This is a genomic window from Streptococcus sp. 3874 (assembly GCF_013276425.1).
GTDB lineage: Bacteria > Bacillota > Bacilli > Lactobacillales > Streptococcaceae > Streptococcus > Streptococcus pseudopneumoniae.
Genome location: NZ_VMLA01000006.1, coordinates 1 through 16,391, shown reverse-complemented (window position 1 = coordinate 16,391; position 16,391 = coordinate 1). Strand labels below are relative to the sequence as shown.

The following is a 16,391-nucleotide window of genomic DNA, read 5'->3' as shown; positions in this document are numbered from 1 at the left end:
GGCTTCTCATGACAAGATGCCAAGGATTAAGGCAGAATTGGAAAAGCAACCTTTCAAAGGAAAACTGCATGACTTGAGAGTTGATACCCAAGGTGTCCGTGTAGAAGCAAAATAAAGAATAGAAGATAGGATGGGGAAACTCTTGACCAGAGGGTTTCATATCCTTTTTGTGAAAAGAAGTTTATACTCAATGAAAATCAAAGAGCAAACTAGGAAGCTAGCCGCAGGCTGTACTTGAGTACGGTAAGGCGACGCTGACGGGGTTTGAAGAGATTTTCGAAGAGTATAAACTAGAAAAGTGAGAATACAAGCACGGCCAAGGCTGCACCGATAACAGGTCCCACAACAGGAATCCAAGCGTAAGACCAGTCTCCGTCTCCCTTGTTTGAAATTGGCAAGATGCTGTGCATGATACGAGGTCCAAGGTCACGCGCAGGGTTCAAGGCATAACCTGTTGTCCCACCTAGTGATAGACCGATACCGACAATCAAAGTCCCCACTGCGAAGGTTCCGATTCCTGCTTGAAGGTCATAAAGTCCCAAAGCAAAGATTGTTAATACCAATACAAAAGTTCCAAGGATTTCGCTAATCAAGTTAGAAACTGTATCCTTGATAGCTGGACCAGTGCTGAAAGTAGCCAGGATATTACCTGCATTTTCTTCTACCTCATAATGCGGTTTGAATTGCAACCAAACCAAAATCTGACCCAGCATAGCCCCTGCGAACTGGGCTAGGATATAAGGGAATACTGATGCCCAAGGCAAACCACCTTTCAAGGCCACACCAATCGTCACAGCTGGGTTTAAATGAGCTGGACTGAGCTTGCCAGATACAAATACTGCAACCGCAACTGCAATCCCCCAACCCATAGTAATCACAATCCAACCTGAGCTGTTGCTCTTGGTTTTTGGAAGAACCACACCTGCAACAACACCATTTCCTAGAAGAATCAGGATTAAAGTTCCCAAAAATTCTCCAAATAATTCATTCATCATCTTTCTGTCTCCATCAAAAAGAAGGGGCGGGCGACAAGGAATGCTGCCCTCCACCTCTTTTCCTTTCTCTTAATTTTTTAATTCTGCTAAATCATTATTAGCAAGAGCTGCTTTTACATCAGCACGGTAGGCTACTTTTTCCTCTTCTGTCCAGTCATAGAATCGTCCCATTTCATCCAAAACTGGCTCAACGATGCTATCCAAGCTATCACGCATAAAGAGCATATGGTTGGTACGACGAAGAAGGAAGTCAACTGGGCTAAGAGCTAGCTCATTGCGCATTGCATAGTGAAGGGACAAGGTGTCTGCCAAGCTAAGTCCTGGCGCTTGTTCCAAACTATGAGCAAGGGCAAAGACTTTCGGTGCATTTGAACCGTAAAGATTTGCTAGGTAATGGGCTTCCTTGCTATCCAAGCCACGTGAAACTCCAAGTTGCGCAAAGGCTTCGATTTCTGAGTCCACATTTGCTGGATTCAATTCTCCACCTGAAACAGGGTAAGTCTTAGAGTTGATGAGTTTAAAGCTACGGTCAAATTCTGCTTTGAGGATGTCAACCACGCGCTCCATAGCTCCTTCAGCCATCTTACGGTAGTCTGTGATTTTACCACCAGCAAGGGTCAAAAGGCCATTATCATCACGGTCCAAGCTAGACCCACGAGAAACTGCAGATGGATCCAAATGTTTCTCAGATGTGCTACTTTCAAGCTTGCTGACAGCAGACTCAACATCTTCACGTGTTTTTTCTTTGGAGAGATAAGATTCAACAGTCGCAATCAAGTTGTCAAAGCTTTCATCACTGATGGTACCGTTATTTCCACCATTATAGTCAGAGGCACTGTTCCCTGCAATCAATGGACGAAGACCTGCCCAGCTACTTTCAATGTCAGCAACTGTAATATTCGCTTCTGGGAAGCGGTTGTTGACAATACCAAGTAGGTAATCTACATCTTCTTGAGTTACTTTTGGATGCTCCAAATCACCTGTATAGTCTGTATCAGTTGTACCAAAGTAGGTCTTGTTTTCACGTGGGAGAACAAAGACCATACGACCGTCACCCAAACCTGTGTCAAAGTAAACTGGCTGTGAAACCTTGATTTTGCTTGAATCCACTACCAAGTGAACTCCCTTAGTTGGGCGCATTTGTGAGAATTGCGTTCCCTTATTAGACAAATTACGTACTTTATCACTCCAAGGACCTGTTGTATTAATAACCAGACGGGCCTTGATTTCAAATACTTGGTCTGTCAAGAGATCACGAGCTACAACACCTGTAATCTTGCCACTTTCGTCAAAGAGGAAGCCTTCTGCCTTCACGTGGTTGGCAATGAGGGCACCGTCTTGGTTGGCACGTTTGATGTTTTCAATCACGAGACGCGCATCGTTGTTACGGAAGTCAAGATACACTCCACCTCCTACCAAGCCTTCTTTCTTCAAGTTTGGCTGGCGTTCCAAGACTTGATTCTTACTCAAAACCTTGTTAGCAGCTGGTGTATTGTTGACACCTGCCAAGAGGTCGTACAAGTCCATGGCTACTTTAAGACGGAAGAGGCTAAAGGTCGCTCCATCTTCATCGTAAACTGGTAAGAGCATTGGGTCTGGTTTTGGAATGTGTGGAGCAATTTGTTGTACTACTGCACGTTCTGAAACCGTATCTGATACTACTTCTACGTCGAATTGTTTGAGGTAGCGAAGACCGCCGTGAACCAATTTTGTTGAACGGCTGGATGTTCCTTCTGCGAAGTCCTGCATTTCAATCAAACCGGTCTCAAGACCGCTAGCTGCCGCCTGCAAGGCTACACCAGCCCCTGTGATTCCTCCACCGATAATCAAGAGATCCAGGGTGCGTTCCTGCATTTTTTTAATTGACCATTCACGTGTTTTCTTTGAAAATTCCATATTTACACACCTTCTAAATAAATCGCTTTATTCTGCCAGTATTAGTCGTCTACTTCCGCAAAGACTTGCGTTGCTTTCACAGCCTTCTTCCAGCCCTTGTAGAGTTGTTCCTTGCGCGATTCGTTCATCGATGGTTCAAAGAGTTCTCCTGTCTCGTTCAAAAGTTTCAACTCATCCAAGTTTTTCCAGTAACCTACTGACAAACCTGCTAGGAAGGCTGCTCCTAGAGCTGTTGTTTCCAAGTTTTTAGCGCGTGCAATGTCAATGCCTAAAATATCAGCTTGGAACTGCATGAGGAAGTTATTCATGGCTGCACCACCATCTACCTTCAAGACTTGGATAGCTGTCTGCGCATCTACTTGCATAGTGTCAATGATATCACGTACTTGATAAGCAATAGATTGAAGAGTTGCCTTGATAAAGTCTTCTTTGCTTGTTCCACGAGTCAAACCAAAGACAGAACCGCGAGCATTTTGGTTCCAGTATGGTGCTCCTAGTCCTGTAAAGGCTGGAACGACATAAACTTCATCATCATTGTGAGAATCACGAGCGTATTTTTCAGATTCTGGTGAATTTTCGACCATGCGAAGACCGTCACGAAGCCACTGAATGGCACTTCCTGCGATGAAGATAGAACCTTCCAAGGCATAGTAAACCTTGCCGTTGATTCCGTAACCAATGGTTGTTAAGAGGTTGTTTTCAGACAACTGCATCTCTTCCCCAGTATTCATGATAATGAAAGAACCTGTTCCATAAGTATTCTTAACCATACCTGGTTCAAAGGCCAACTGTCCAAAGAGGGCCGCTTGTTGGTCCCCAGCCATACCTGAGATTGGGACTTCTCCACCATAGAAATGAAATGGCGCTGTCTTACCGTAGATTTCAGAGTTAGAACGAACTTCTGGCAACATAGCCTTCGGAATGTTGAGAATTTCCAAAATCTCATCATCCCATTTGAGTTCTTTAATGTTATAAAGCATGGTACGAGCTGCATTTGAGTAATCCGTCACGTGAGCCGCACCGTCAGTCAATTTCCAAACCAACCAAGTATCGATAGTACCAAAGAGCAATTCCCCTTTTTCTGCTCGCTCTTGAGCGCCCTCTACATGATCCAAAATCCAACGAACCTTAGTAGCAGAGAAGTAAGCATCAATAATCAAACCAGTCTTTTCATGGAATTTTTCCACATAACCTTGGCTTTTCAGCTGTTCAGCCAGAGGAGCTGTCTGACGTGATTGCCAAACGATAGCATTGTAGATAGGAAGTCCTGTTTTCTTATCCCAAACGACCGTTGTTTCACGTTGGTTGGTAATCCCGATTGCCTCAATCTGACTTGGTTTCACACCACTTTCGATGAAAGCTCCAGCAATAACAGACTGGACGGAATTCCAAATTTCATTGGCATTGTGCTCTACCCAACCTGCCTGAGGGAAAATCTGGGTAAACTCTTTTTGACTCGAGCTAACCTTTTCCCCTTTTTTGTTGAAAATGATGGCACGAGAACTTGTAGTTCCCTGGTCAATGGCCATGATGTATTTTTCTTGTGACATGTGCTGTCCTCCTGATAAAGATCTTGAGGTGTTCCCTCTTTACACTTACTAGTATACAAAATAAAGCGCTTTCCTGTTCATCAACTTTTTTTAATTTTTTAAAAAATGTGAGGAGATTGTGTGAATTTCACAAAAAAGGCCTCAAAAGTTAGATTTAATAACCTATTTTAATGAAGAAGTAGCTAATAAGAGTATTTTTGCTAAGATTTACGATATGAAAAGTTTACATAATGCAATTATTTAATACCCATTCATAGTGTGATATAATATTGTTAATAACTAAAAACACCTCAAAATATAAAAAAGGGGAGAATTTTATGGCTAAAAAGAATCAATCTAATCGTCTAACTAACCAACATAAAGATTCAAGAGGAGTAGTAGGTATATTCGGAGAAGATGCAAAATCTCATGATATTGCCGTAGGCACTATCTCTCATCTAGTAAAATCGAAACTAGAGGAATTATATCCGATGTTAGAGTTTAGATTTAGAAAATCAGTTAGTAAAAAGGAGATTAATCATTATCTTAGTAAGCTGGATAAAGATTTAGGAAAAACTTTATTTACACAGAATGCAAGTATTATTCCTGACGGCGGTATCATTGAGGTAAAAGATGATTCAGGCAGTTGGCGTGTAGTTCTAGTAACAGAAGCTAAACATCAAGGAAAAGATATTGAAAATATTAAATCAGGTAAACTAGTAGGAAAAAACAACGACCAAGATTTAATGGCTGCCGGAAATGCTATTGAACGCTCACATAAAAATATTGCTGAAATAGCAAATTTTATGCTATCCGAGGAACACTTCCCTTATATTATTTTTCTAGAAGGTTCTAATTTTTTAACGCAAACTATCTCTGTAATACGGCCAGACGGACGGTCTGTTATACTTGAACATGACTCAGGAATACTAAACCGCTTAGACAGACTAACTGCTGCCAATTACGGCATGCCAATCAATACTAATTTGTGCAAAAATAAATTTATAAAAAATAAAGACAAATCAATAATGCTTCAAGCAACCTCTATCTATACAACTGGTGATGGAAGTCACTGAAATCCTCAGGAAATGTTTAATATAATGTTAGATGTTGCTAAGACGTCTCTTAAAGTTTTGGGAAGCGATATTTTTAACCAATTAACAAGGAGTATGGAATAAGATAATGAGAAAAAACGAAAATGATTTTTTAAGAAAGGCAAAAAAAAATAAAAATGATGAGTTCTATACTCAACTACAAGATATAGATAGGGAGTTACATCATTACAAGGTACATTTCAAAAACAAAATTATATTTTGCAATTGTGATGACCCCAGAACTAGCAATTTTTATAGATATTTTGCTCAAAATTTTAATGAACTTGGTTTGAAAAAGCTGATTGCATCCTGTTATATCGAACAACAATTTGATTTATTTAGCTTAAATTCAGAAATTTCAAATGGCTTTTACTATGAATACACTGGGAAAAAAGAAGAGGTCATTATTCCCAGTCTAAATGACGTGACATTTTTTAAAGGTGACGGTGATTTCCGCAGTGAGGAAAGTATGAAACTATTAAAAGAAGCAGATATAGTGGTAACAAATCCACCATTTTCACTTTTCAGAGACTTCCTTGCACAAGTTGTTCAATATGATAAACAATTTTTAATCATTGGCAATATTAATGCTATTACTTACAAAGAAACTTTTAAACTCATAGAAAACAATAAAGTTTGGATGGGGATAAATATGGGACGTGGTATTTCTGGATTTATCGTTCCAGACCACTATGAACTCTATGGGACAGAAACCACTATAAATGAACGTGGTGAAAGAATTGTTTCCCCTAATAACTGTTTATGGCTAACAAATTTAGATAATTTCAAAAGGCACGAGGACATTATTCTTACCAAAAAGTATAAAAATAATGAAGACCAATATTTAACCTACGATAATTACAACGGTATCAATATCAATAAAACAGTAGATATTCCTTATGATTATCGAGGAGTTATGGGAGTTCCAATAACTTTTCTTCATAAGTTTAATCCAAATCAATTTGAAATTGTTGGATTCCGAAAAGGAGATGACGGAAAAGATTTATCAATAAATGGTAAGAGCACTTATTTTAGGATATTAATTAAAAATAAGAAGTTTCAAACGACTAAATAGGCTGGTAGTATGATGAGTTTTACGAGCAAACAAATATCTAATTTTTTGGATGATAAAATTTTATTTCGATTTACAATTAACAGTAACAATACTATAAACTTCAACGAACGTGAAGCGATGTTTACTTTTGATCAAATTGAAAAAGTAATAAAAACTAATTTTGACTATTGGAAGATTGTTTCAGAAAAAGCACCATCTAATTATTATTCAAATTGGCAAATCATGAATAATAAGATAAATGGCATAAGGAAATTTCTTTCTGAGATTGACGACTTAAATACGGATACTATAAATAACTATCTTTATTATAACTTGTCAAGTAGTCGTGAAACTACTGAGCAAGGGAAGCTTGTTTACATACTATCAATTGATTCACCTATTGATAAAGATTTAGAAATTCGAAAAATAAAGAGTTTTGTTTCATTCTATATAGAGCAAACAACAGACAATCTTACAGAAGCGATAAGAAGTTACATCTATCTCTCTAAGAATATAAGTTCTATAGGCAATTATTTTTCAAGCTCTTATCCATACCAATTCTATCCGGCTCTGTATTTACTTAGAAAACAGTTCTCTAATATTAGGGAAAATATATTCGACTTTGAAAAAAATATTATATATCCATTAACCAGTAAGTTACAAGAAATTTCTGATAATTCTAATGAACAATATAAAGAAATTACCTCTTTTATCGAAAACAGATACAATGATATTCAACAACAATTTGATGATAAGGCCATAGAATTAAAAGAGTTTCAAAGCTCAATAAATCGTTGGCAAAAGGAAAAGAAAGATAAACTTGAACATTTAGAGGAGACTTATAAGAATAAACTATCATTGGAGGCACCCGAACAACTCTGGAATAAACGTGCTACAGAATATATAAAGCAGGCTAGAAATTGGACTATCATCCTTATTGTAACTGTACTAGCTTTAATTTTTACTTCGACAAAATTAATTACAGTTATACATAATTATTCTTTAGATATCATCAAAGAAATTCCTTTTCTTTCAGAATCATTCGTATTTATTTCTGTTATTTCTTTCTTTATCTATATAATTAGAATACTGGTAAAAATCGTAATGTCAAATCATCATTTAGCCACCGAATACAAACAGAAAGCAGCTTTAACTAGATTTTATCAATCTTTGACTTATGCTGGTACAAATATTGATAAAGAGGAAAGACTAATCATTATTAATTCATTATTTAGTAGAATTGATACAGGTCTTATTAAAGTAGATAACACAAATGATAACGAGGTAATTCTAGCAATTTTGTCTAAGAATATAAAATAAAAGGCTGAGCAAAAAGAATTTAAAGTCAAACAAACGCATATTGTCAAGTGTTGAAAAGACTCGATAATATGCGTTTTATTGCAGAAAATTTTACTTCTTTTTCTCCTAAAATTGAGTTTTTTTGCCATCTTCTTTAACTAAACAATAACTGACGAATCCCTGCCAAATCTTCCAAATCCAAGTCATTTTTTAAATAATAAACTGGGGTCTGTTCCTTCTTATGAATCGGGTTATTGGTAACCAGCAAATCATAATGCCGAGTACAATCATAGGCTTCAATGGTAATAAAACGATTGTATTCCAAATACCGTTTCAAAATGGCTGCCATCCTTGAAAAGACAAGAAAACCAGATGTCAAATCCAGACCAATCCGCATATGCTGGCCACCATTTTCAGCCATATATTCGATTAACTGGAGCCATTCCCAGAGAATTTTCTTATCCAAATCCGTTCCCTGCTGAAAGGCAGGTAGAGCATGAAAAATCTCCTCTGCCGTCCCCCTAAAATCATGTTCCATGAGTAAATATGGATGACGATTCTCTAACTGGTACTTGTAGCGATCCTGTAAAATATAGCCCTTGTATAGATAGACTTGAGCACAAAGCTGACTGAGTTCATAGGTGACATGGTCCTCTGTATAACCGCCCAGTAACTCCTCTTTCTTCATTTCTTGAATCAATTGCGTCAGTAAACCTGCCAACTGTCCTCCAAAACCAAGGATATACTCCATAGTATGAAGAGGAAGAATGCGATGAGATAGGAGGAAAGAGAAGAATATCATCATCTCCCCATCCTCAGTTCCGAGAGGGAGGTGTTGCCCAGCAAAAAAGGACGGAGCCTTTCGATGCAAACGAAGGTAGAAAATATTGTCAAAATACCCTCGCATTTTCTCTTCTATCACTTGAAACTGACAAGCATTGACCCGAAGACGTTGTTGACTGATATGAGCCCAGAGAACCAAGTCCAATTTCTGACCCGAAGACAAACTTGCACCGCAGATTTCTTCTAGTGTAGCAATTTCCTGCTTTCTCGCTGGTTTCTGCATGTGACCTTCCCACTCCTGACTCGACCAGACCTTGCGGAAAAGACAGAAATAGAAATAGCGAATCTGATGCTCTGGACCTCGCCAACGTCCATTTTGGATGGATAAATCAAATTCTGACAAAATCTGATTTAGACTAGCCAAGTGACGACCAAGCGTTGCCTCACTAATCATCAATTCTTGAGCCAATTGATGGGCTAAAAACTGTTGGTGGTAGAGAAGATAGACCACAATCTGGTATTTAACAGCATTCTCCAAAAACAAGCTCCGAATATCTCTCCCCTTGGTAGCTGCACCGATCGACAGGCGCAGATTTTCATTTTCTAAGTGAATAGTCAGCTCTAAACCACTATCCAAAGCCTTGTCATTGAGCAGGGTGACATATTTGGTTAGAGTTGCTTTTGAAAATCCTGTTTCTTCCATTACAGCCTTGACGGTCGTCTGAGACTCTTGTAATAGAAAGGAAAGGATTGAAAATTGACCACACTCGGCTTTCTCCATCAAATCTCCTAAATACATTTGTTACCCCTTTCATTTTCTACCTTAAGCATAGCATAAATCTTACAAATGCTGAAATAATCTGTTTCTCTTTTTATTTTCACGCTGATTTCCTAGTCCATTATCCTGAAAATCAGCAAACACACGGCTCCCCCTTTGGGCATTTTTATGCTAAAATAGTAGCTATGGATAAAATTATTAAAACTATATCAGAAAGCGGAGCCTTTCGTGCTTTTGTCCTTGATAGCACTGAAACCGTCCGCACTGCTCAAGAAAAACATCAAACCCAAGCTAGCTCAACTGTAGCGCTTGGTCGAACTCTTATCGCCAGCCAGATTCTCGCAGCCAATGAAAAAGGAAATACCAAACTTACAGTTAAGGTGTTGGGATCTAGCTCTCTAGGTGCTATTATCACCGTCGCTGATACCAAGGGGAACGTCAAAGGCTACGTTCAAAATCCTGGTGTTGACATCAAAAAGACTGCGACTGGTGAAGTCCTAGTCGGACCTTTTGTTGGAAATGGTCAATTCCTCGTTATCACAGACTACGGTACTGGAAATCCTTACAACTCTATAACTCCCCTCATCTCTGGAGAAATCGGTGAAGACCTTGCCTTTTACCTTACTGAAAGCCAACAAACGCCTTCAGCGGTCGGCCTCAATGTCCTTTTGGACGAGGAAGACAAGGTCAAGATTGCAGGTGGTTTCCTAGTTCAAGTCTTGCCAGGAGCCAAGAAAGAAGAGATTGCTCGCTTTGAAAAACGCATCCAAGAAATGCCAGCTATCTCTACTCTTCTCGAAAGCGACGACCATATCGAAGCCCTCCTCAAGGCTATCTACGGGGACGAAGCCTACAAGCGTCTTTCTGAAGAAGAAATCCGTTTCCAATGTGACTGTAGCCATGAACGCTTTATGAACGCTCTTGCCAGCCTTCCAAGCTCAGACTTACAGGAAATGAAAGAGGAAGACCACGGGGCAGAAATCACTTGTCAATTCTGCCAAACTACTTACAACTTTGATGAAAAGGACCTGGAGGAACTCATTCGTGACAAATCTTAATACACCTTTTATGATTGGCAATGTTGAGATTCCCAATCGTACCGTTTTAGCGCCTATGGCTGGCGTGACCAACTCAGCCTTTCGTACCATCGCAAAAGAGCTCGGAGCTGGACTCGTTGTAATGGAAATGGTCTCTGACAAGGGAATCCAATACAACAACGAAAAAACCCTGCACATGCTTCATATCGATGAGGGCGAAAACCCTGTCTCTATCCAACTTTTTGGTAGCGATGAAGACAGCCTAGCACGCGCAGCAGAATTTATCCAAGAAAACACCAAGACCGATATCGTCGATATCAACATGGGCTGCCCTGTCAACAAAATCGTGAAGAACGAAGCTGGAGCTATGTGGCTCAAGGATCCTGACAAGATCTACTCTATCATCAACAAGGTCCAGTCTGTCCTTGATATCCCACTTACTGTCAAAATGCGTACCGGCTGGGCGGACCCATCTCTTGCAGTAGAAAATGCCCTCGCTGCTGAGGCTGCAGGTGTTTCTGCCCTCGCCATGCATGGCCGTACCCGTGAACAAATGTATACTGGCCACGCAGACCTTGAGACCCTTTACAAGGTTGCCCAAGCTCTAACCAAGATTCCATTCATCGCCAACGGTGATATCCGTACTGTCCAAGAAGCCAAGCAACGCATCGAAGAAGTTGGTGCTGACGCAGTCATGATTGGCCGCGCTGCCATGGGAAATCCTTACCTCTTCAACCAAATCAACCATTACTTTGAAACAGGAGAAATCCTCCCTGATTTGACCTTTGAAGACAAGATGAAAATCGCCTACGAACACTTGAAACGATTGATTAACCTCAAAGGGGAAAACGTAGCAGTTCGTGAATTCCGTGGCCTCGCTCCTCACTACCTCCGTGGAACATCTGGTGCAGCTAAACTCCGTGGAGCCATTTCACAAGCTAGCACTCTGGCAGAGATTGAAACCCTCTTGCAATTGGATAAGGCTTAATAGACCAAAACCCGTAACTCTCTTAAAGGTTACGGGTTTTTGACTGTAAAAATTCAAATACTAAGGGTTATTATTGACTCAAAGCAACACTGGAAACCTTGCCATCCGCTCCTGTTGTAATTTGGATGATTTTTCCTCCACCAATTTTGGCATTATACTTGCCATCATCAAGAGTATAAGAGTAGCCTCTGATAGAGTAGTTTTCTTTCTTTCCATCAGCAGATTCTACTGTGAATTGACCTCCTGATGAAACTGTGATGGTTTCGCCATTTGCTCCCTTCCAATTGCCCGCTGCAGCTGAGAAATCACCATCTACCATGGTTAAAACACCCTTGTAGCGTTTATTTTGCTCTGCTTGTTTGTCTTGAAGTTTGCGGTCAGTTGTAGGATCATAGCTTGATTGGTTAGACTGGGATTGAGGAGCCTGTTGAGTTGAAGGAGCCTGAGCAGGAGTTTGTTGACTAGCTGCCTGTTGATTAGACACTTCTTGACCTTGTCTTTGCTCTGGTGCAGGTGCCACTTGTGATGGCCTTGCAGTTGCTGAAGATTGATCAGTAGATGCCTTGGCCTTTTCAGATGAAGCTGAAGTTGAGGACTTCTGAGTCTTGCTTTCTTTGCTAGAAGAGGCTGCTTTAGAGCTTGATGACTGGCTTATCTTAGCAGAACTGCTTGCTTGAGTTGTTTCCTTTTTATTTCCACAAGCTCCCAGTAGCAAGGTAGAAGCCAATACAGTTGCTACCATCAATTTGATATAGGTTTTCTTTTTCATTTTTCTACTCCTTTGTAATATTTTAGAAATATAAAGAAATCTTTTTGTAATGGAATTGTAACATTTAGATTTAAATATGTCAATAATTTATTTAAACTATTTTAAAAATCTCACATAATTTAAACACCTTTACTCCTCCTACTCTTCTATTCGTAATCTAATAGAAAAAACAGAGAAAAATTCCTATTTTGTTTAAAATTTTTTAAATCGCTCTTATTTAATCGCTTACATATTTAGCTGCAAAGGAATATAATAACAGTGAAATAGAATATAGGAAGTGCACTCTTATACTAAATAAGTATTTCAAGTATCTTCCTTGGTTGATTTTGGGAGCAATTGGTTCCTATAAATCCGCAACTCACTATGGCAAAACTTCGTTTGATATCTTCTATCTGACCACAGTCTTTATGATTTTCTATATAGCTTTGTTATTCCTACACGAAAAATATCTCAAGTATCGATACAAAGACTTTTTACTCACATGTTGAGCAATTCTAAGAAAGATAACTATCCCTAAAAACAGTCGCAACAGCAAAGCAAACTAATAAAGGCAAACAAAGAGGTCAGGAACTTTATCCCGACCTCGTTTTTTATTTCAATCGATAGGTTTTTCTTGGTTTCTTTTTAGGCACTCGTTTGAGTCCAACTTCTTCTACATATTCTCCGTATTTTACGAGAAAGTTATTGCTGACGATTGGACGACCGGGGTTGATGAGATTGACCAGTTCAGTCCCTTCGTAGACAGTGAACTCCTCCTCCAGCAGATAAAGGAAGGTCGGATTCCAGTCGAGACGGCCTTGGATTCGTTTGATAGACTCTTGAATAATGGCATAATGGTCAAAAGCGAAGGCTTGTTCCTCCAACTCCACTCCCTCTAGGTAGCATTTGCCTGTCTGAAAATCGACATCTACAAAAACAACATCCTTGGCATCGTCTCCTGCTTGAACAAGTTCTAATACACGACTAGGCAAATAAACCAAGTGGGCAATGGTCACTGTCCAGCCCCGTGGGTCACGGCCGGGGGTCGATACGGTCATCAATTGCTCGATTTTTTCCAAAGGAAGATCGAGATTGACTTCTTCTCTCACCTCACGCTGACAGGCATGCGCAGCATCTTCGCCCTTGTCCATAAATCCTCCAACCAGAGCCAAACAATTTTGATAAGGGTGAGCCTTGCGGCGAATTAATAAGAGCTTGATTTTTCCTTCAACAAAGCAGTAGGCTACCATATCCACCGTCACACTTGGTTTTTCGTATTGAGGGAGTTCCTGCTTGTAGTACCAATCTAAAAACTCCTCCTGACTTGCATGAATTTCAAAATATTCTTTTTCCATCCCTGCTGGAATCATCGTGTCCGTCATTTTATGCCTCCTTACGAACTGCCTTGGTCCATTGGTACCAACCTACTAGACTATTGAGAGTGTAAACCCAGTACATCCCTTGGATGTGGATATTTTCACCCCACCAGAGATAAATACTAAAGAGATTGGTTGCAATCCAGAAAATCCATTGCTCACGATAGAGACGGGTCATCAAGAGCTGACCGACACCATTGGTCGCATCGGTAACACTATCACGGAAAGGGCGAGCACTATGGATACTTTGATAAGCCAAGCCCATACCAATCCAAATGATAGCAGTCAAGGCCAAGTACTTGAGCCAATCAAAAATAGATAATTTCTTAGCTTCAAAGTGAGATTCTTCTGCTTTTCCTTGGTCATTAATACGGTTGGACAGCCAAGCATAGAGGCCAATCGGCTGCATGACAAAGAAGTAAACGGTCGTCAAGACTTCGCCATAAAAAGTCGCATCCATGGCCAAAATCAAATAGATAGCAGAGTTAATAGCCCCAAAGAGATAATTGCTTGCACGACCTTCTGCTACCAAGATAACACAGACAATCCCAGTCCAAGATGCAAACAAGCTTAACCAATCATGACTATCTATATTTTGAGTTAATTCCAAGATAAAGGGAACACTTGACAAGGCGATGAGATACAACCACTGGAAGAGGCTACGACCGACAAAGAGATCTTTCCAGAGCAAGTGCATGATTCCTGCAAAACCGATTTTGCGAGCTTCTGCATGAACATTTTTAAAGTTTTCGATAAATTGTGTGATTTTTTCAGTTAGTTTTTTCATATGTTTCTCCTAATCTGCTTGGTAAATGGCATCAATAGCCACTTTTGCTGCTTCATAATTTCCTAGATAATCCTCAGCTAGATAAACTAGTGGAATGTTTGCTAAATATCGCTCTCTCGTCTGGTCCAAATGCTGGGAAAAACTATGACGAATATGGTCTTCTGCCATAGTCATATCTCTAAATCCGTCATTGACATAGGAGCCAATAGGTTGCACAAAGAAAATCAAGTCCCATTTTTCCTTAGCCAAGATCGAGGCAAAGAGATTATCAAAAGTCTCTCCCGATAAGTCCCCTTGATCCTCTGACTCCATGTAATAATCATAGTAGCCCTTGGTTACTAAGGAGTTGGTGTCTGCTATCACCAGTCCCCTATTGGCATTACTGTCAATTAACTTAGAGGTCTGGTCATACTGCCACAACAGGAGATAATAGTAATCCTTTGGAGTCAATTCATCGTCGCGGACATTGTTTTTGATCTGGTACTCACGTGCATATTCCAAGCTGACTGGTGCATCGTAATACCTAGCCAAATCCTTGGCCAGAGTGGTCTTCCCATTGCTAGCACTTCCCATAATCAACACTTTCTTTGTAAACTGACGTCGGAAGGGTTGAGCAATATATTTCCAATATTTGCTTGGGTTTTCTCGAATCATAGTCTCTGAGATACCAAACTTTCTTTCTTGCAAGACAGTCTCAAAGCCACGATTTGATAATTCTTGCTGATAGTCTGCTTCTCCCACAAAGAAGATCAGTTCTTGTTGGGTTTCATCATAAGAAATCTCCGCTAACATTTTGTCCAACCACTCCTGCCAACCCATAGGGTAACGGGGAAGATTGGTCTCATCTAACTTACAAACCGAGGTCAACTCGTCATCACCAAAGGCCTCTCGGATATATCGAAATCTTTTTTGAAGCGTTAAACCTACCTGCTCCCCTCTATCTCCCTCATAGCCTGAAACGACAACCCAGACCTGGTCACACTGCCGCTTGGCTCGCTGGATCAGATCGATATGACCCTGATGAAGCGGAGCAAATGTCCCAAATATCACTGCTGTTTTCTTTTTCATAAACGCATTGCCTTTTTATAGTTTTTGATATTTTCATTATCTATGTTTTTATTATAAACTATATTTTTGTTTTGTCAATAGTTTTTATCATTTTTATAAAAACATTGCGAAAAAGAGAACCAAGTGAAAGTTCTATAATGAAGTTAGCCACCCAGCCCTCCTAAAAATTAGATGGTTCAACTAGCTGATAGCTAGCACTCGATTTCATTTGATAAGAGGCTTGATGCTGTTAGGCTGACAAGCCAAGGCTAAGATTAGCCTTGGTTTAGCTGACAAAACTGCTTCAAGGGTTCCTCTTGTCAAATGAAAGCTCTTCTAGGCATAAGAAAACACCTCTGTGTTATACTTGTTGTTCAATCACAAACACAAGAAAGGCACAGAGATGCAAAACCATTATACTACAAAAGCCAAACATTTGACAATCGATAGCCGTCGCTTAATCGAACGATGGAAAAAGGAAGGGAAATCAAATAGAGAAATCGCCTCTTTACTTGGAAAAGCTCCTCAAACTATCCATACTGAAACAAGCGTGGGACAGTCCGACAATGTCTTGGAAAAGGACGCTTTAAAGAGGTTTATTCTGCCGACTATGCTCAACAGGCTTATGAAAATAATCGCAAGCGCTCGGTCAAGAAATCAAGATTGACCAAGGAGCTGAAGGAAAAGATTCTCCACTATCATAACCAAAAGGTTTCTCCTGAAATGATGGTCAAGGCTAAGGGCGTTAACGTGGGAATTTCTACCATCTACTACTGGATCCATCATGGAAAATTAGGATTGTCAAAACAGGATCTGCTCTATCCTAGAAAAGGAAAATCTGTTAAGAAACAAGCTAGCACCAATTTTAAACCCCCTGGTCAATCTATCGAACAGCGTTCTGAAGCTATCAATCTGCGATTGGAGAATGGGCATTATGAGATTGATACGGTTCTGCTTACAAGGGTGAAAAATTATTGTTT

The 16,391-nt window shown here is 39.9% G+C and carries 12 protein-coding genes and 4 pseudogenes; 8 read left to right on the top strand and 8 right to left on the bottom strand.

Features of this window, described 5'->3' with window-relative positions; translation table 11 throughout:
• A pseudogene (locus tag HT703_RS00525) lies at positions 1-115 on the top strand (serine kinase); the annotation flags it as partial.
• Between the two features lie 175 nt (positions 116-290).
• Here HT703_RS00525 and HT703_RS00520 read toward each other — a convergent pair.
• The 3 genes from HT703_RS00520 to glpK form a co-directional block, all read right to left on the bottom strand.
• Positions 291-995, bottom strand: coding sequence for an MIP/aquaporin family protein (locus HT703_RS00520; protein ID WP_000980826.1), 705 nt, complete (start codon positions 993-995; stop codon positions 291-293).
• Between the two features lie 69 nt (positions 996-1,064).
• Positions 1,065-2,891, bottom strand: a complete 1,827-nt coding sequence (gene glpO, locus HT703_RS00515; RefSeq protein ID WP_138701468.1) for a type 1 glycerol-3-phosphate oxidase — start codon at positions 2,889-2,891, stop codon at positions 1,065-1,067.
• A 41-nt stretch (positions 2,892-2,932) separates the two neighbouring features.
• The gene (gene glpK / locus HT703_RS00510; protein ID WP_050141917.1) at positions 2,933-4,441 is read right to left on the bottom strand and encodes a glycerol kinase GlpK; all 1,509 of its coding nucleotides are present in this window, start codon (positions 4,439-4,441) and stop codon (positions 2,933-2,935) included.
• Positions 4,442-4,758: 317 nt separating this feature from the next.
• On the opposite strand from glpK, the pseudogene HT703_RS00505 reads away from it, so the two are divergent.
• The 3 genes and pseudogenes from HT703_RS00505 (at position 4,759) to HT703_RS00495 (ending at position 7,888) form a co-directional block, all read left to right on the top strand.
• Positions 4,759-5,598 (top strand): annotated as a pseudogene (locus HT703_RS00505) (EcoRI family type II restriction endonuclease).
• Between the two features lie 4 nt (positions 5,599-5,602).
• Positions 5,603-6,589: an adenine-specific methyltransferase EcoRI family protein gene (locus HT703_RS00500; RefSeq protein ID WP_023936772.1), complete on the top strand. Its 987-nt coding sequence runs from the start codon at positions 5,603-5,605 to the stop codon at positions 6,587-6,589.
• 9 nt (positions 6,590-6,598) lie between these two features.
• Positions 6,599-7,888: a DUF6161 domain-containing protein gene (locus HT703_RS00495; RefSeq protein ID WP_023934039.1), complete on the top strand. Its 1,290-nt coding sequence runs from the start codon at positions 6,599-6,601 to the stop codon at positions 7,886-7,888.
• 133 nt (positions 7,889-8,021) lie between these two features.
• Here HT703_RS00495 and HT703_RS00490 read toward each other — a convergent pair whose 3' ends face one another.
• Positions 8,022-9,449, bottom strand: a complete 1,428-nt coding sequence (locus tag HT703_RS00490) for a helix-turn-helix domain-containing protein (RefSeq protein ID WP_172929813.1) — start codon at positions 9,447-9,449, stop codon at positions 8,022-8,024.
• 164 nt (positions 9,450-9,613) lie between these two features.
• On the opposite strand from HT703_RS00490, the gene hslO reads away from it, so the two are divergent.
• Together hslO and dusB are read left to right on the top strand one after the other, a co-directional pair.
• A complete protein-coding gene (gene hslO, locus HT703_RS00485) occupies positions 9,614-10,486 on the top strand; it encodes an Hsp33 family molecular chaperone HslO (protein ID WP_000357844.1) in 873 nt (290 codons plus the stop codon).
• On the top strand, positions 10,473-11,453 hold the full coding sequence (gene dusB / locus HT703_RS00480; protein ID WP_171043148.1) for a tRNA dihydrouridine synthase DusB: 981 nt from the start codon (positions 10,473-10,475) through the stop codon (positions 11,451-11,453). Before hslO ends, dusB begins: the two co-directional genes overlap by 14 nt.
• Positions 11,454-11,523: 70 nt before the next feature.
• Here the strand turns inward: dusB and HT703_RS00475 are convergent, their stop codons facing one another.
• Positions 11,524-12,222, bottom strand: a complete 699-nt coding sequence (locus HT703_RS00475) for a hypothetical protein (protein WP_023936780.1) — start codon at positions 12,220-12,222, stop codon at positions 11,524-11,526.
• 287 nt (positions 12,223-12,509) lie between these two features.
• On the opposite strand from HT703_RS00475, the pseudogene HT703_RS11540 reads away from it, so the two are divergent.
• Positions 12,510-12,739: pseudogene (locus HT703_RS11540) on the top strand (hypothetical protein).
• A 73-nt stretch (positions 12,740-12,812) separates the two neighbouring features.
• Here the strand turns inward: HT703_RS11540 and HT703_RS00470 are convergent.
• Genes HT703_RS00470 through HT703_RS00460 form a run of 3 tightly spaced genes read right to left on the bottom strand, consistent with a single transcriptional unit; the run spans position 12,813 to position 15,432 of the window.
• Entirely contained in the window at positions 12,813-13,583 is a 771-nt protein-coding gene (locus HT703_RS00470) for an NUDIX hydrolase (RefSeq protein WP_023936782.1), read from the bottom strand.
• 1 nt (position 13,584) lies between these two features.
• On the bottom strand, positions 13,585-14,364 hold the full coding sequence (gene pnuC / locus HT703_RS00465; RefSeq protein ID WP_138706419.1) for a nicotinamide riboside transporter PnuC: 780 nt from the start codon (positions 14,362-14,364) through the stop codon (positions 13,585-13,587).
• Positions 14,365-14,373: 9 nt separating this feature from the next.
• Positions 14,374-15,432 (bottom strand): AAA family ATPase, encoded by a 1,059-nt coding sequence (locus HT703_RS00460; RefSeq protein WP_054392586.1) that lies wholly within the window; start codon positions 15,430-15,432, stop codon positions 14,374-14,376.
• A gap of 382 nt (positions 15,433-15,814) precedes the next feature.
• On the opposite strand from HT703_RS00460, the pseudogene HT703_RS00455 reads away from it, so the two are divergent.
• Positions 15,815-16,391: pseudogene (locus HT703_RS00455) on the top strand (IS30 family transposase); the annotation flags it as partial.